Annotated in this window: 19 protein-coding genes; 16 read left to right on the top strand and 3 right to left on the bottom strand. The window is 52.4% G+C overall.

Going from position 1 to position 15,866, the window contains the following annotated elements; all coding sequences use genetic code 11:
- Positions 1 to 32 precede the first annotated feature (32 nt).
- The 5 genes from ABXT40_RS11110 to ftsY all read left to right on the top strand — a co-directional run bounded on the left by ABXT40_RS11110 (position 33) and on the right by ftsY (position 4,687).
- A complete protein-coding gene (locus ABXT40_RS11110) occupies positions 33 to 650 on the top strand; it encodes a LolA family protein (protein ID WP_443645664.1) in 618 nt (205 codons plus the stop codon).
- 82 nt (positions 651 to 732) lie between these two features.
- Positions 733 to 1,512 carry an exodeoxyribonuclease III gene (gene xth / locus ABXT40_RS11105; RefSeq protein WP_443645663.1) on the top strand — a complete coding sequence of 260 codons (780 nt, stop codon included), beginning with the start codon at positions 733 to 735 and terminating at the stop codon, positions 1,510 to 1,512.
- Between the two features lie 63 nt (positions 1,513 to 1,575).
- Positions 1,576 to 2,445 (top strand): diaminopimelate epimerase, encoded by an 870-nt coding sequence (gene dapF / locus ABXT40_RS11100; protein WP_443645662.1) that lies wholly within the window; start codon positions 1,576 to 1,578, stop codon positions 2,443 to 2,445.
- Positions 2,442 to 3,728 carry a tRNA (N(6)-L-threonylcarbamoyladenosine(37)-C(2))-methylthiotransferase MtaB gene (gene mtaB, locus ABXT40_RS11095; protein WP_443645661.1) on the top strand — a complete coding sequence of 429 codons (1,287 nt, stop codon included), beginning with the start codon at positions 2,442 to 2,444 and terminating at the stop codon, positions 3,726 to 3,728. The genes dapF and mtaB overlap by 4 nt, the downstream gene beginning before the upstream one ends.
- A complete protein-coding gene (gene ftsY / locus ABXT40_RS11090; protein ID WP_443645660.1) occupies positions 3,725 to 4,687 on the top strand; it encodes a signal recognition particle-docking protein FtsY in 963 nt (320 codons plus the stop codon). Before mtaB ends, ftsY begins: the two co-directional genes overlap by 4 nt.
- Positions 4,688 to 4,690: 3 nt before the next feature.
- Here the strand turns inward: ftsY and ABXT40_RS11085 are convergent, their stop codons facing one another.
- Positions 4,691 to 5,470 carry a YdcF family protein gene (locus ABXT40_RS11085; protein WP_443645659.1) on the bottom strand — a complete coding sequence of 260 codons (780 nt, stop codon included), beginning with the start codon at positions 5,468 to 5,470 and terminating at the stop codon, positions 4,691 to 4,693.
- Between the two features lie 199 nt (positions 5,471 to 5,669).
- Here ABXT40_RS11085 and ffh point away from each other — a divergent pair, with 199 nt between their 5' ends.
- From ffh to ABXT40_RS11040, 9 genes are all read left to right on the top strand, one after another.
- On the top strand, positions 5,670 to 7,178 hold the full coding sequence (gene ffh / locus ABXT40_RS11080) for a signal recognition particle protein (RefSeq protein WP_443645658.1): 1,509 nt from the start codon (positions 5,670 to 5,672) through the stop codon (positions 7,176 to 7,178).
- 39 nt (positions 7,179 to 7,217) lie between these two features.
- Positions 7,218 to 7,811 carry a 30S ribosomal protein S16 gene (gene rpsP, locus ABXT40_RS11075; RefSeq protein ID WP_443645657.1) on the top strand — a complete coding sequence of 198 codons (594 nt, stop codon included), beginning with the start codon at positions 7,218 to 7,220 and terminating at the stop codon, positions 7,809 to 7,811.
- Positions 7,811 to 8,344: a ribosome maturation factor RimM gene (gene rimM / locus ABXT40_RS11070; protein WP_443645656.1), complete on the top strand. Its 534-nt coding sequence runs from the start codon at positions 7,811 to 7,813 to the stop codon at positions 8,342 to 8,344. Before rpsP ends, rimM begins: the two co-directional genes overlap by 1 nt.
- 47 nt (positions 8,345 to 8,391) lie before the next feature.
- Positions 8,392 to 9,162: a tRNA (guanosine(37)-N1)-methyltransferase TrmD gene (gene trmD / locus ABXT40_RS11065; protein ID WP_443645655.1), complete on the top strand. Its 771-nt coding sequence runs from the start codon at positions 8,392 to 8,394 to the stop codon at positions 9,160 to 9,162.
- Positions 9,163 to 9,236: 74 nt separating this feature from the next.
- Positions 9,237 to 9,617 (top strand): 50S ribosomal protein L19, encoded by a 381-nt coding sequence (gene rplS / locus ABXT40_RS11060; RefSeq protein WP_443645654.1) that lies wholly within the window; start codon positions 9,237 to 9,239, stop codon positions 9,615 to 9,617.
- Positions 9,618 to 9,672: 55 nt separating this feature from the next.
- Complete coding sequence (gene leuC, locus ABXT40_RS11055; protein ID WP_443645653.1) at positions 9,673 to 11,076, top strand: 3-isopropylmalate dehydratase large subunit; 1,404 nt, start codon at positions 9,673 to 9,675, stop codon at positions 11,074 to 11,076.
- Positions 11,077 to 11,094: 18 nt separating this feature from the next.
- On the top strand, positions 11,095 to 11,700 hold the full coding sequence (gene leuD / locus ABXT40_RS11050; RefSeq protein WP_443645652.1) for a 3-isopropylmalate dehydratase small subunit: 606 nt from the start codon (positions 11,095 to 11,097) through the stop codon (positions 11,698 to 11,700).
- Between the two features lie 54 nt (positions 11,701 to 11,754).
- Positions 11,755 to 12,867: a 3-isopropylmalate dehydrogenase gene (gene leuB, locus ABXT40_RS11045; RefSeq protein WP_443645651.1), complete on the top strand. Its 1,113-nt coding sequence runs from the start codon at positions 11,755 to 11,757 to the stop codon at positions 12,865 to 12,867.
- An 87-nt stretch (positions 12,868 to 12,954) separates the two neighbouring features.
- Positions 12,955 to 13,989: an aspartate-semialdehyde dehydrogenase gene (locus ABXT40_RS11040; RefSeq protein ID WP_443645650.1), complete on the top strand. Its 1,035-nt coding sequence runs from the start codon at positions 12,955 to 12,957 to the stop codon at positions 13,987 to 13,989.
- Here ABXT40_RS11040 and ABXT40_RS11035 read toward each other — a convergent pair.
- Both ABXT40_RS11035 and ABXT40_RS11030 read right to left on the bottom strand, forming a co-directional pair.
- The gene (locus ABXT40_RS11035; RefSeq protein ID WP_443645649.1) at positions 13,986 to 14,879 is read right to left on the bottom strand and encodes a pyridoxal kinase; all 894 of its coding nucleotides are present in this window, start codon (positions 14,877 to 14,879) and stop codon (positions 13,986 to 13,988) included. The two genes, ABXT40_RS11040 and ABXT40_RS11035, sit on opposite strands and share 4 nt — an antisense overlap.
- On the bottom strand, positions 14,880 to 15,020 hold the full coding sequence (locus ABXT40_RS11030) for a hypothetical protein (RefSeq protein ID WP_443645648.1): 141 nt from the start codon (positions 15,018 to 15,020) through the stop codon (positions 14,880 to 14,882).
- 52 nt (positions 15,021 to 15,072) lie between these two features.
- Between ABXT40_RS11030 and sdhC the strand changes: the two genes are divergently transcribed.
- Both sdhC and sdhD read left to right on the top strand, forming a co-directional pair.
- The gene (gene sdhC, locus ABXT40_RS11025; RefSeq protein WP_443645647.1) at positions 15,073 to 15,444 is read left to right on the top strand and encodes a succinate dehydrogenase, cytochrome b556 subunit; all 372 of its coding nucleotides are present in this window, start codon (positions 15,073 to 15,075) and stop codon (positions 15,442 to 15,444) included.
- A 14-nt stretch (positions 15,445 to 15,458) separates the two neighbouring features.
- Positions 15,459 to 15,821: a succinate dehydrogenase, hydrophobic membrane anchor protein gene (gene sdhD, locus ABXT40_RS11020; RefSeq protein WP_443645646.1), complete on the top strand. Its 363-nt coding sequence runs from the start codon at positions 15,459 to 15,461 to the stop codon at positions 15,819 to 15,821.
- The last annotated feature ends 45 nt before the right edge of the window (positions 15,822 to 15,866 follow it).

Below are 15,866 nucleotides of genomic sequence, written 5' to 3'. Positions count from 1 at the left end.
AAACTCTCCCACCATGGATTATGACGCGGTTAATGATTAGAAAACGAATCATAGGTTTCGGGTCAATGGTGATGTTCCTCGTCAGCTTGCCCATCATGCTGGTTTCGATGCCGTCGATGGCCAATGATGATTTGATGCGCGCCGAAGCGTGGTTTAATAAGATCAGAACGATTTCAGCCGATTTTGTGCAGGTGGCGTCAGACGGCACCACTGCCGAGGGCAAATTGGCATTTAGCCGTCCGTCACGCATGAAAATCACCTATGGCAAAGGCGATGAATTGCAGCTGATCACCAGCAGTGTCTGGCTTCATGTTGACCGTCCAGATGAACGTCTGCTGACAAGCTATCCAATTTCTGAAACCCCGCTTTCGCTCATTCTGGCGGATAAGGTCTCGCTTCGGCCTGATGGATATGAAACGCGTGTTTTGCCGACGAGTGCTGGCATTGTGCGGATTCAAATTGGCAAAGATGATGGCGAAGGGGCTGGCCGTTTGACCCTTGAATTTTCCGAAAAGCCATTTCAGTTTCGTCGCTGGATCGTGCTTGATTCGGCTGGCATTGAAACTAGTGTGACATTACAAAATATCGTTTATGACCAGCCCATCGCCAATGAGGTATTTCGCCTTCCCGAATATTCTGACGGGAATTAACCCACCTTTGCCTCCGGCCAACAAAACTTAGCTGGTACTGCGGCGACAGTGATCAAACCGCCCCTTTAAGGAACCATTCGAAATGAAAATCGCAACTTGGAATATCAATAGCGTTCGGCTTCGCCTCGAGACGGTGCTGGCATTTTTGCAGCAGGCCGATATTGATGTGTTATGTCTTCAGGAGACTAAAACCCAAGATCTGCATTTTCCAGCCGAAGCATTTGCAGCGGCAGGCTGGCCGCATCAGGCCATTCGCGGCGAGAAAAGCTATAATGGTGTTGCGATTATTGCGCGCCAGCCCTTGGCTAAAATCGACCATACGGAATGGACAGGCAAATCCGATTGCCGTCATATCTGGGCAATGACCAATGACGGCATTGGCATTCATAATTTTTATGTTCCGGCTGGTGGTGATGTTCCGGATATTGAGACAAATCCGAAATTTGCCCATAAGCTGCAATTCATTGACGAAATGACAAGCCATTTCAGCGCAAATCAGCCAAAGGCCGAAATTCTGGTTGGCGATTTGAATATCGCGCCATTGGCAAGTGATGTTTGGTCATCGAAACAATTATTGAAAATCATCAGCCATACGCCGGTGGAAACCGATGGGTTAAAACGGCTGATTGCCGATGGTGGCTGGCATGATGCGGTACGGGCCTATTTTGGTGACGATCAGAAATTATATTCTTGGTGGTCTTACCGGGCGCGCGACTGGGCGGCTAGTGATCGTGGTCGCCGTTTGGATCATATTTGGGTTAGTCATGATCTTGCCGAAAAAGTGACGCATGCGGAAATTCACCGCGATTGGCGCGGCGTTGACAAGCCATCAGATCATGTGCCGATCAGCCTGACCCTCTAACCTGCGATCATCACCATGCTGACCCCCTTTCGCGATGGGGAAAAACCCGCTATATGCTGTGCTATGACAGCTTTTTTGAAGATGCAGGGCCTTGGCAATGATTTCATTGTTCTTGATGCGCGCGATCCGGCAAATGGCATTCCCGATGTGATCGGGGCTGCTGTGGCAACGCGTCTTGCTGACCGCCATTTCGGCATTGGCTGTGATCAGATATTGATTATCCGCGCTTCGGCTAAGGCTGATATTTTCATGCAGATTCTCAATAGCGATGGCAGTGACGCTGCTGCTTGCGGCAATGGCACAAGATGCGTTGCCGATCTGGTGATGCGCGATCTTGGATTATCAAAGCTGTCGATCGAGACAGATGCTGGCATTTTGCAAAGCTGGCGTGCGGCTGAAGTTGCCGATCATATCGCGGTTGATATGGGGCCGGCGCGGCTTGCATGGGATGAGGTGCCTTTGGCAAGTCCTGCCGATACGGCGGCGGTTGACCTTGGCGCATTAGCACCGGTGACAGCGGTTTGCCATTCAATGGGCAATCCGCATGCGGTGCTATTTGTCGATGATGCAGAGGCGATTGATCTTGCGCATATCGGGCCACAACTTGAGCATCATCCACTATTTCCCGATCGGGCGAATATTTCCTTTGTGACCAAGGTTGGTCCAGACCAGTTTCGCATGCGCGTATGGGAACGTGGCGGTGGCATTACCTTTGCCTGTGGGTCAGGAGCTTGTGCTGTTGGTGTTGCGGTAAAGCGATCGGGGCGCGGTGCGCGGCGCAATGAAATCATCATGGATGGCGGCAGTGTTTTTATCGACTGGCAGGATGATGGCACAGCAGGCGGGCGGGTGATTATGCGCGGGCCGGTTGCCTATGTTTTTGATGGGGTACTTCACGGCGATTTATTGGCATTGATGAGGACAAGCGCATGAACAAACGCAATGCGCCTGACGTGCAAACCTTTGGCTGCCGGTTGAATATTTGGGAATCGGAAGTGATCCGCGATCAGGCGGGCGCTGCCGGTCTTTCCGATGCGATAATTTTTAACACTTGCGCGGTAACTGCCGAAGCCGAAAAACAGGCACGCCAAGCTATTCGCAAAGCCCGCCGCGAACACCCTGATGCCAAAATCATTGTCACGGGATGCGCTGCCCAGATTGCACCTGAAACATGGGCGGCAATGCCCGAAGTGACGCAGGTTGTTGGCAATCATGACAAATTGCAGGCGGCAAGCTGGACAAAATTAGCGGCCAATGACGCGCCATCGCTTTTGGTGAGTGATGTGATGGAAGTGCACGAAACCGCATCGCATATGGTCGATAGTTTTCACGAACATACCCGCGCCTTTTTGCAGATTCAGCAGGGCTGTGATCATCGCTGCACCTTTTGTATCATTCCCTATGGACGCGGCAATAACCGGTCGGCACCAGCAAGCGATCTGATTGATGCAGCGCGGCGACTCGTTGCTAATGGCTGCAAGGAATTGGTGTTAACCGGTGTTGACATCACCTCATGGGGCAGTGATTTGCCCGGGCGGCCACGGCTTGGCAATCTGGTTCGCCAGATTTTGGATGCGGTGCAGGATTTGCCAAGATTGCGTCTATCGTCAATTGATCCGGCTGAAACTGACGCTGAATTGATGGATGTTCTTGCCGAAGATCAGCGTCTTTTGCCGCATTTGCATTTATCATTACAGCATGGTGATGATTTAATTTTGAAACGGATGAAACGCCGCCATCTGGCGCGTGACATTTTGCGCTTTTGTGACGAGGCGCGTCGCCGCCGGTCGGATGTGATTTTCGGGGCTGATGTTATTGCCGGATTTCCAACCGAAAATGATCAGGCACATCAAGCCAATCTGACAATCATCGCCAAAGCGGATATCACGCATCTTCATATATTTCCCTATTCACCACGCCCGGGAACACCGGCTGCCGCTATGCCGCAAACACCCGCCTTGGTGATCAAGCAGCGGGCTGCCGAATTGCGCGCCCTTGGTGCGGCGCGGCTTGGCAGTTTTCTTGATAGCGCCATTGGCAAGCGCGATCAGCTTCTTGTCGAGGCGGGCAATCGCGGGCATGGACGCAATTTTGCCAAGATCCGGCTAGCGGGTGAATTTATCCCATCAGGCCAGCTTGTTGATGTTGAATTGATCGGGCGTGATGGCGACAGTCTTGTTGGTCGTGCGGTTGCAAAGGGGGCGCAGAGCGCATGAACTGGTTCAAAAAACTAAAAGACGGTCTTAGCAAATCAAGCAAAAAGGTCAGCGAATCACTTGCCGGCCTACCCTCTTTATCGGCGCTGATTGGCAAATCCAAACTGGATGCAGCTTCATTGGAAGAAGTTGAAGATGCGCTGATTGCGGCTGATCTTGGGACGGCGTCGGCAATCCGGCTTGCCACTGCTTTAAAGGCGCATAAATTTGACGGGCCGGTTGATGCTGATTCAATTGCGCTTGCCTTGGCCGATGGGCTGGAGGCAATTTTAAAACCGGTTGCCAAACCGCTTGAGATTGACCCCCAAAACCGGCCGCATGTTGTGCTTCTTGTCGGCGTTAATGGTTCGGGGAAAACTACAACCGCAGGCAAGCTTGCGCAAAATTGGCAGGCCAAAGGTAAGACCGTATTGCTTGCCGCTGGCGATACATTTCGGGCGGCTGCGGTTGAGCAATTGCAAATCTGGGGCGAGCGAACCGGCACAAAGGTGATCGCTGAGGCAACCGGTGGTGATGCGGCGGCGCTTGCCTATCGGGCGATGGTTCAGGCCAAGGAAGATAATGCCGATGTGTTGATCATTGATACGGCTGGCCGGTTGCAAAACCGAAGCGAGCTGATGGATGAGCTGGCCAAAATTGTTCGTGTAATCCGGAAATTAGATGATAGCGCACCGCATGATTCGGTGATTGTTCTTGATGGAACCGTTGGCCAGAACGCGATGTCGCAGGTCAAAGCCTTTTCTGCCGTTGCCGATTTATCGGGTCTGATTGTAACCAAACTTGATGGATCGGCAAAAGGCGGTGTTGTTGTTGCGCTTGCCGAAGAATTTGGTCTTCCGGTTCATGCTGTCGGGGTTGGTGAAGGCGCTGATGATTTACAGCCCTTTGCTGCTGATGAATTTGCCAAGGCGCTTGCCGGTGTCGATTCTGAAATGGATGGCCGTAACGTTGGTGAGTAAAGCCTAATCAGGCAAAAGCGTAGCGCTTCGTCCAGATAAATAATAGGCCAATAGCCCGGCATATTCATGCAAGGCTTGGCGCACAAGTAAGACACCCTGATCAATATCCCAAAGATCGGCATAGCCTGTTTTTGGGGTTTGAAAATCAACCGGATAGGGAATCACGCTCGACCAGCCAGCGGCGGCAAAGCTGCCAATGGCACGCGGCATATGATTTGCCGAGGTGATTAAAATCCAAGTTGTACCCGGTTCCGCTGCTAGAATTTGACGGCTATTCACGGCATTTTCATGGGTGTTACGGCTGTTTTCTTCATAAAGAACGGTTCGGCCGAGCCCGCCAAGCTGTTTGACCAGATCACGAATATTATCACTTTCGCGCCAGCCGCGCTGGATCAATTCCCCCGAAAAGCCACTAAACAGAATCGGCGTATCGGGGTGCGCGCGCGCCAGTGTCATGGCGGCGGTAAATCGTTCAGCCGCCCCACCTAATGTATAATGATCGCGGCTTTGTGCAACAATGCTATTGCCGGTAAATCCACCAAGAACAATGATTCCATCAATATTGCGTTGGCCGATATCGCCGCGGGCAATCCGGTTTTCCAGAAATTGCAAAGGCAGGCTTGAAACCGGCAGAAAGCCATAGCCAAGCGGCAGGGTAATGGCGATCAAAATGGCCAGCCGCATGATCCAGCGCCAGCGCCGCCAGCGTGCAAAAAGCCCAAGCGCCAAAAACAGATAGGGGATTATGAGGGGTTCAAGAAGAAGACCAAGTGTTTTCGACAAGATAAAGAACATCACTTATTCTTGACAATTTGCGGTATAAAGCGCAATAGGTTCTATCAAATCAGGCCATCGCCGAATGAAATGACCTTAGCGGGTTCCACACGTCCTTGAAGTTTTCGAGCACGGGTGCCAAGCGTCATTTTGCAATTTGGATGATGGTAGTAACGCAAAATAACCAAGGGCAAGCAGGTTCAAAACCATGTTTGATACGCTAAAAAGTAAATTAGCTGATGTCTTTGACGGGCTGGCACGTCGTGGCGCGCTAAGCGAGTCGGATGTTGATGCGGCGCTTCGTGAAGTGCGGCTGGCTTTGCTTGATGCAGATGTCGCCTTGCCTGCGGTAAAAGCCTTTACCGGTAAAGTGCGTGAAAAGGCGGTGGGTGTTGCCAGCATGCGCGCCGTGCGCCCCGATCAGCAAGTGATCAAAATTGTCCATGATGCTTTGATTGAAATGCTTGGCGGTGATGCCGCGCCATTGAATATTGCCACCAACCCGCCAGCCGTTATTCTGATGGCCGGTTTGCAGGGTTCGGGTAAAACCACAACCGCAGGTAAATTGGCTTTGCGGCTGCGCAGCCGTGACCGCAAAAAGGTCATGCTGGCCTCGCTTGACGTCACGCGCCCGGCCGCGCGCGAGCAATTGCGCATGCTTGGTGATCAGGCCGACGTTGGCGTGCTGAACGAGGTTGATGGCGAAAGCCCAACGCAAATTGCCAAGCGCGCTTTGCAGGCCGCAAAATTACAAGCCTATGATGTTTTGATTTTGGATACGGCTGGCCGTCTTAGCATTGACGAAAGCCTGATGGCCGAATTGCGCGATATCAAAAAGGCTACCAACCCGCATGAGATCCTGCTTGTTGCCGATGCGATGACTGGACAGGATGCGGTCAATACAGCCGAAGCGTTTCATAAGGCTGTTGGCGTTACCGGTATTGCGCTGACCCGTCTTGATGGTGATGCGCGCGGTGGTGCTGCCTTGTCGATGCGCCATGTAACTGGCTGCCCAATTAAATTTGCCGGTGTTGGCGAAAAGCAGGATGCGCTTGAAGAATTTGATCCGGCACGTTTGGCTGGCCGAATTCTGGATATGGGCGATGTTGTCGCGCTTGTCGAAAAAGCTTCTGAAGCCATTGAGGTCGAAGAAGCCGAACGGCTGGCAAAACGCATGGCCAAGGGCCAGTTCGATATGAATGATTTTCTGGCGCAGATTCGCCAGTTACAGAAAATGGGCGGGCTTGGCGGTTTGATGGGCATGCTGCCCGGCATCGGCAAAATGCAGAAACAAATTGCGGCTGCCGGCATTGATGACAGCATGATCAAACGGCAAGAAGCGATCATTCTATCAATGACCAAAAAAGAACGTATTGCTGTTGGCCTGTTGAATGCGTCACGGCGCAAACGCATTGCGGCCGGGTCTGGAACAACGGTTCAAGATGTGAACCGGCTGGTCAAGCAATATCAAGATATGGCCCGCATGATGAAAAAGATGGGCGGCAAAACCGGTGCTGCGGCGATGAAAGCAATGCTTGGTGGCAGTGGTATGCCTGGCGGCGGTGGCGGAATGCCCGATCTTGGTGCGCTGTCTCGTGGGCTTGGCGCATCGGGGCTTGGAAAAGGATTGGGCGGCGGGCTTGCCAATGGATTGGGAAGCAGCCTTGCCAATGGATTACCGGGATTGGGTGGCAAACCTGACGGTAAGAAAAAATAGGATTTATGGACGACTAACGCCAATGAAAGGGATAAATTCATGGCTTTGAAAATCAGACTGGCACGCGGCGGTGCAAAAAAACGCCCATTTTACCGGATTGTTGTTGCCGAAGCTTCAGCACCACGTGATGGTCGCTATGTCGAGCGTGTTGGCACTTATAATCCAATGGTACCAAAAGAGCATGAACAGCGCATGACGCTGAATAGCGAGCGTATCACGTTCTGGCTTGGACAGGGCGCCAAACCAACCGATCGTGTTCATAAAATGTTGGCTGCGGCTGGCCTTGCCGAGGCACCGGTTATTCGTGATCAGCCAAAGAAATCAGCACCTGGTAAAAAGCGCGCTGAACGTGAAGCTGAAGCCGCATCTGCAGCAGAAGCAGCAGCCGAATCTGCAGCAGCTGAAGCTGCGGTGGCCAAAGAAGCTGTTGCTGAAGAGGCTCCAGCCGAAGAAGCTCCTGCTGAAGAAGCTCCAGCCGAAGAAGCTGTTGCTGAAGAAGCTCCTGCTGAAGAAGCTCCTGCTGAAGAAGCTGTTGCTGAAGAAGCTCCTGCTGAAGAAGCTGCTGCTGAAGAAGCTGCTGCTGAAGAAGCTGCTGCTGAAGAAGCTGCTGCAGAGGAAAAGGCAGACAGCTAGTGATAAGCGGCCATTTGCCGGTTGGCGCGATTGTTGGTCCACAAGGGATCAAGGGGCAGTTCAAGGTAAAACCCTTTACCGCGACGCCGCAAGCGCTGTCGGCTTATGGGCCGGTTACATTGGATGATGGTCGGCAATTGCAGTTGCAGGTCACCTCGGTCAATGCCAAGGGATTGGCCATTGTTCGGGCAAAAGGCGTTGAAACGCGTGAGGCCGCCGAGGCGCTTCGTGGTGTCACGCTTCATGTGTTGCGTGACCGGCTTCCCGATCTGGATGATGGTGAAATCTATCATGCTGATTTGCTGGGAATGGCGGTGACCGATCAAAATGGTCAATGGCTTGGTAAATTGGTTGCCATCCATGATTTTGGGGCTGGTGAAATTGCCGAACTTGCGGTCGAATCAGGGCCAACGATCATGGTTCCTTTTGGAGGTGACCGGCTGCTTGCGGTTGATATGGCGGCAAAAACAATCGATTTGTCGGTGCCGGCTGGTTTGCTCGATGATGCCATAGATGGTGATACGCCAGCCTAATCTGGCCGAAACCAATGGCGTCTGTGACCAAGAAAAGGATGAGGAAAATGACCAAAACCGAACCTCATCAAGACTGGCAAACCGATGCTAATCCGGCTTTGCCACATTGGCAGGCAACGGTTTTAACTTTGTTTCCGGATATGTTTCCGGGACATCTGGCCCATTCATTGGCAGGAAAATCGCTAAATGAAGGCATTTGGGCGCTGAAAACGCTGGACATTCGCGACTTTGCGCGCGATAAGCACCGGACTGTGGATGACACCCCCCTTGGCGGTGGTGTTGGTATGGTGCTAAAACCGGATGTTGTTGCCGCGGCCTTGGCCGCAGTTGCCGATTGTCCGGGCCCGCGACTTTACCTGTCACCGCGTGGCAGGGTGCTGGATCAGGCGCTGGTGCGCGATCTGGCCGCTGCCAAAGGGGCGGTGTTTTTGTGCGGGCGGTATGAAGGGGTTGATCAACGCGTGATCGATTCGGCCGACTTGATGGAAGTCAGTATCGGTGATTATATTTTGTCAGGCGGCGAAACTGCGGCGCTGACAGTGATGGATTCGGTGATTCGTCTGTTGCCCGGTGTAATGGGTAAAGAAGCCAGCTATCGCGAAGAAAGTTTTGAGACCGGGTTGTTGGAACATTCGCATTATACCCAACCCCGTGTCTGGAACGGCATCGAAGCGCCGGAAATTCTGGCATCGGGCCACCATCGCAAGATCGCCGAATGGCGACAGGCGGAGGCAGAAAAAGAGACGCAGCGTAGGCGTCCGGATTTGTGGCAACAATATCTGGATCGGCAGGCACTGCAAAAGGGCAAAAGTAAGTGACCTACCAGCACGGGGCTGGCCGTCGGTTGAATAGCCGGCAAGGGTGACACGGAATTTATGAAGGGAATCGGGCGATGAACATCATTGACCGCATAGGCAATAAACAGATCGAGAAAGTGCTTGGCCAACGTCAGTTGCCAGAGTTTGCACCCGGTGACACCGTTCGTGTTGATGTGAAAGTTATTGAAGGTACGCGCGAGCGGATTCAGGCCTTTGAAGGGGTCTGCATTGCGCGGAAAAGCGATGGCGTCAATTCGTCATTCACCGTTCGGAAGATTTCCTATGGTGAAGGCGTCGAGCGCGTATTCCCAACACATGCGCCACAGGTTGCCGGTGTAACGGTAATGCGTCGTGGTCGTGTTCGTCGTGCCAAGCTATATTATTTGCGTGGTCGTACCGGTAAAGCGGCTCGTATCGCCGAAAAAGTAACCTACCGCGAGGCGTTATCTTCTTAAATTGCCAGACCGGCTTTGAGATGACCTCCTCGCCGGCAGCAATCAGGAGAATGATATGTCGGCTCCAAAAACTCTGTTTGATAAGATCTGGAATGCACATCTTGTGCATCAACAGGAAGATGGCACATGCCTGATCTATATTGATCGGCATTTGGTTCATGAAGTGACCAGCCCACAGGCGTTTGAAGGGCTTCGCAATTCTGGCCGCGCCGTGCGCGCCCCGAACCGCACGCTTGCCGTTGCCGATCATAATATCCCAACAACCGATCGCTCGGTTGGTATCGAAGATGAAGAAAGCCGTATCCAGGTCGAAGCCTTGGAAAAAAATGCGGCTGATTTCGGCGTTCCCTATTTTGCGATGGATGATATCCGGCAGGGTATCGTTCATGTCATTGGGCCGGAACAGGGCTTTACCCTTCCGGGCATGACCATTGTTTGTGGTGACTCGCACACCGCAACCCATGGGGCATTTGGCGCGCTGGCCTTTGGCATTGGAACGTCCGAGGTTGAACATGTTCTGGCAACCCAGACGCTTATTCAAAAGCCAGCCAAAAATATGCGTATCACCGTTGATGGCACCCTTGCCGACAGCGTGACGGCCAAAGATGTGATCTTGGCGATCATTGGCAAGATCGGCACCGCTGGCGGTACGGGCCATGTGATCGAGTTTGCCGGATCAGTGATTCGCGGCTTTAGCATGGAAGGCCGGATGACAGTCTGTAACATGGCGATTGAAGCTGGCGCCCGTGCTGGCATGATCGCGCCTGACCAAACAACCTATGATTATCTGGCAGACCGGCCAATGACACCAAAAGGTGATCATTGGGATCGCGCTGTGGCTTATTGGCAAACGCTGCCATCGGATGCTGGTGCGGTCTATGATGTGGAAATTACGCTTGCTGCCGAAGATATTGCGCCAACCGTAACATGGGGTACCAGCCCTGAAGATGCGCTTGCCATCACCGATGCCGTGCCAAATCCAGACAAGGAAAAAGACGCCAATAAACGCGCTAAAATGGAGCGAGCCATTGCCTATATGGGGCTGACACCGGGTCAAAAACTGACCGATATCAAGGTTGATACAGTGTTTATCGGCTCATGCACCAACAGCCGGATCGAAGATCTTCGCGCGGCGGCAGCACTTGCCGAAGGCCGCAAAGTTGCTGATGGCATGCGGGCACTTGTCGTTCCCGGATCAGGCCTTGTGAAAGAACAGGCCGAGGCTGAAGGGCTTGATAAGGTCTTCATCAATGCTGGATTTGAATGGCGCGAACCGGGCTGTTCAATGTGTCTAGCGATGAATGCCGACAAGCTTGCCGAAGGCGAGCGCTGTGCCTCGACATCAAACCGCAATTTCGAAGGCCGTCAGGGTCGTGGTGGACGCACGCATCTTGTTAGCCCGCAAATGGCTGTTGCCGCGGCATTGTCGGGTCATCTTGCCGATGTGCGGAATATCTAAGGAAAACGGAGTCATCCCATGCAGAAATTTGACAAGCTGACCGGCGTTGCCGCGCCGCTGAATATTCTGAATATCGACACTGACATGATTATTCCGAAGCAGTTTTTGAAAACCATCAAACGTTCGGGTCTTGGCAAGAATCTGTTTGATGAAATGCGCTATCGTCAGGATGGCAGCGAAATTGATGATTTTGTGCTGAATCGTGCGCCGTATCGCAATGCTGAAATTCTGGTGGCTGGTGATAATTTTGGTTGTGGATCAAGCCGTGAACACGCCCCATGGGCGCTTCTTGATTTTGGCGTCCGCTGTGTGATTTCAACAAGCTTTGCCGATATCTTTTACAATAATTGCTTTAAGAATGGCATTCTGCCAATCGTTGTCAGTGCTGATGATCGCGATGCCTTGATGGCCGATGCGTCTGATACAGAAAATCCGGAATTATCGGTTGATCTGGTCAATCAGACAATCCACCGCCCAAATGGCCCGACCGTGTCATTTGAGATTGATCCTTTCCGCAAGAAATGTTTGCTTGAGGGGCTTGACGATATCGGTCTGACGCTTGCCAAAGCAGATGATATCGACAGCTATGAAGCCAAGCGTGAGAAGGATCAGCCCTGGCTATAAAAACCGGTTCTCAAGACCGGCCGTGGTCATAGCATAAAATTGAAGGAAAAGATGATGGCGTCTAATCGCAAAGTAATGGTGTTGCCCGGTGACGGGATTGGCAATGAGGTCATGCAGGCCAATATGAAGATTATTGACTGGTTGGCAAAACATCGCAGCCTTGGTTTTGATCTGTCTGAAGGGCTTGTTGGTGGTGCCGCTTATGATGTTCATGGCACGCCGCTTACCGATGAAACCCTTGCCGATTCGATTGCTAGTGATGCGGTTCTTTTTGGCGCGGTTGGTACACCAAAATATGATGGCGTTCCGTTTGAGGTTCGTCCTGAAGCGGGGCTTTTGCGGCTTCGCAAGGAAATGGATCTTTTCGCCAATCTGCGGCCAGCGATGGTGTTTCCAACTTTGGTTGATGCCTCAACGCTAAAGCCTGAAGTCGTCTCCGGACTTGATATCATGATCCTTCGCGAATTATGTGGCGGGTCTTATTTTGCCGAACCACGCGGCATTGATGATTTAGGCGATGGCACTAAAAGAGGCTATGACACCAATGCCTATACAACGCCCGAAATCGAGCGGATTGGCCGTGTTGGTATGGAATTGGCGCGCAAACGTGATGGCCGGCTGACCTCGGTTGAAAAGGCCAATGTCATGCATTCAGGCGTGTTGTGGCGTCAGGTGATGACCGCGCTTCACGCTGCCGAAGGCGAAGGCGTTGCTTTGAGCCATATGTATGCTGACAACTGCGCCATGCAGCTTGTTCGCAACCCAAAGCAGTTTGATGTGATTGTCACGGATAATCTGTTTGGTGATCTATTGTCGGATTGCGCCGCTATGTTGACCGGTTCGCTTGGCATGTTGCCATCAGCGTCGCTTGGCACGCCTGATCCCGAAACCGGCCTGCCAAAGGCAATGTATGAGCCGGTCCATGGCTCGGCACCTGATATCGCTGGCAAGGGCCTTGCCAATCCGCTGGCGCAGTTCCTTAGCTTTGCCATGATGCTTCGCTATAGCTTTGATCAGGCTGATGAAGCCGGTCTGGTTGAAAAGGCAGTGAACATGGCTTTGGAGAGCAAACGGACGGGTGACATCATGGCGCCTGGTTGCGAGCAGACCGACACCGATGGCATGACCAAAGCCGTGCTTGACGCAATGGATCGTCTGGCACGTTAGACCAAACCGCCATATCTGTTCATGGCGGAAATTTAGCCGCCCAGCCAGACAGATATGGATCTTGGGCCTTTACTGGAGGATGAAATCATGGGGTATAGAGTCGCTGTTGTCGGCGCAACCGGTGCGGTTGGCCGTGAGATGCTGCAAACATTGGCCGAGCGGAATTTTCCGGCGGACACAATTCATGCGCTTGCCTCAACAAAATCAGTTGGCAAAGAAGTCTCTTATGGTGATGACCAGATTTTAAAAATCGAGGCGCTTGATAAATTCGATTTTTCAACCGCCGATATCGCGCTATTTTCGGCTGGCGGCGACACGGCCAAAGCCTTTGCGCCAAAAGCCGCTGCGGCTGGATGCGTGGTCATTGATAATTCATCAGCATTTCGCATGGATGACGATGTGCCGTTGATTGTGCCTGAGGTCAATCCAGAGACCATTGATGGCTGCCTGATCAAAAATAACGGCCGCAATATCATTGCCAATCCAAATTGTTCGACAGCCCAGCTTGTTGTCGCCCTCAAGCCGCTTCATGACGCGTTTTCGGTCAAGCGTGTTGTGGTTTCAACCTATCAGGCGGTGTCGGGTGCAGGGCGGCCAGCGATGGACGAGCTGTTTAATCAGACAAAAGGCATTTTTGTAAATGATTCGGTGCAGCCAGAAATCTTTACCAAGCAGATTGCCTTTAATGCGATCCCGCATATCGATGTGTTCCTTGATGATGGCTTTACCAAGGAAGAATGGAAGATGAGCGCCGAAACCAAGAAAATTCTTGATCCGGCAATCGAGCTTGTTGCGCATTGTGTGCGGATACCGGTTTTTGTTGGCCATAGCGAAGCGGTTTTCATCGAGACAAATAAGCCAATGACCGAAAAGGCTGTCCGGTCGTTGCTGGAAAATGCCCCTGGCGCGATTGTTGTCGATCACCGTGCCAATGAAGGCTATGTGACGCCGCATGAGGCGGCTGGCGAAGATGCGGTTTATATCAGCCGTATTCGCCAAGATCCAACGGTTCCAAATGGTATGGTGTTTTGGTGTGTGTCGGACAATTTGCGTAAAGGCGCGGCCTTGAATTCGGTTCAGATTGCCGAATTATTTGCCGAGCGCAAGCTTAGCGGCCGCTAGGCCAAGCCATCTAATTTCACGGTTGACGCGGTTTTGGTGATTGGCGTCAACCGGTGAAGATTTTCCAGAAGCGCAATTTCCAGATGGCCGGTGCTTTGATCGATAATGTCATGCGCCTGCCCACTGGCAGCGATAAAGCTGTTCTTGAACGACATGCCAGCGGCAAGCCAGCTTGTCAAAATGACGGTTAGCAAATCGCCGCCACCGGCAATGCCGGCTGCGCGTTTGGCATAGGCAAGATCGACAAGATCATACCGGCTGATCAGACGGTCATGAACGCGGCCTTGCGGCGTGCTGATTCCAGTTGCAACAACACCATTCAAATGCGGGTTTTGATCAAGCAGATGCAGCGCGGCGGTATCGGCACTGGCGATATCATGCACATCTAGCCCTGATAGTAATTGCAGCTCAAACTGGTTTGGTGTGACAAAGCTGGCAAGCGGCAATAGCTGGTCACGCATGGCGCTAACAAGGTCTTTATCAACATAGATTCGGCCGTTATCGCCAAGCACTGGGTCAAGCACATAATGCCCTTTTGGCCGTTCGGCCTGCCATGTGGTGATGAGCTTGGTGATCGGGTCAATCTGCGATGGTGCGCCAAGATAGCCAGTGATTACCGCGCCAATATGAGGCAGCGCGCCCAAAGACGGCAAGGCGTCTAAAATACTGCTGAAAATGTCATCGGGTATTTTGTCACCAGCCACCAACCCATAACCCGGATGGGCGGCAAGCGTGACGCTATCAACCAAAAGTGGGTGATGCCCAAGATGCGTGATGACCGGTCCGGCAACGCTGTTTCCGACAAAGCCAAGCGTTACCGCCGATTGAATTGATAAAATCTGTTCCATGAATTCTGTTTTGACCTGCTTTTCGGCAAAAGGCAATTGCAATCAAATCATATCAATGCGCTGAAAAATGCCAATTTGCATTGGCTCATAAAATGGGCGGGAAAGCTGATCAATTTGACCATCTGTTTTTTTGCTTACACATTGACTATTGCCAATCAATACCACATATAAATCATAGTCCACGCGCATTGTTGCGCCTGCTCTTTCGTTTTGACGACCCGTGTCGAGGATTCCAATGGCAAAGCCGCGTCCATTATCACCGCATTTGCAGGTTTATCGCCCGCAATTGACATCCATCATGTCGATCATGCATCGGGCAAGTGGCGCGGTATTGGCAACAGGAAGCCTGCTTGTGGCGCTATGGCTTGTGGCCCTGGCCGCCGGGGCGGCGGTTTTTAACCCGGTTGCCGATGCCATGCAGCATCCGCTTGGGCAGTTGGTTGTGTTTGGCTATTCGCTGGCGCTTGTCTATCACGGGCTGAATGGCATTCGCCATTTAATGTGGGATTTGCGCATCGGGCTTGAAATCAAACAGGTCTATCAAAGCGGCTATCTTGTGCTTGGCCTGACCTTTCTGGTCACGGCGGCGCTATGGCTGGCAGTGTAGCTAAGGGGCGTATTATGGCACAAATTTCGGCAAAACATCCCCGCGAACCCGGCTTTGGTCATTGGCGCTGGCAGCGTATCAGCGCGGTCGCGACGTTTGGTCTTATGCTGTATTTCACCTATCTTGTGGCGTCGATGGGGCCGCTTGATTATAGCGCGGCGATGGCCTTTGTTGCCGCACCGCAGCATGCGGTGGCATTGGCAATTCTGGTGATTGCCGGATTGTTTCATGCAGCGCTTGGCGTGCAGATGATTATTGAAGATTATATTCCGCTTGCCACTGGCCGTTTGGCGCTGGTGACAATTGCGCGTGGTGTGTTTGCCATTGCCGCAATGGCCAGCCTTGTGTCGGTTGGTATGATCGTGGGATTGATATAGGGGGCAGTGAAGTGTTCGGCATCGGACAAGCTTGCGAAACTGTCG

The organism is Candidatus Ponderosibacter sp. Uisw_141_02 (assembly GCF_048087665.1).
Classification (GTDB): Bacteria; Pseudomonadota; Alphaproteobacteria; order Puniceispirillales; family Puniceispirillaceae; genus UBA3439.
The sequence above is the reverse complement of the archived record's forward strand: the minus strand, read 5'-3'. Positions and strand labels throughout refer to the sequence as shown.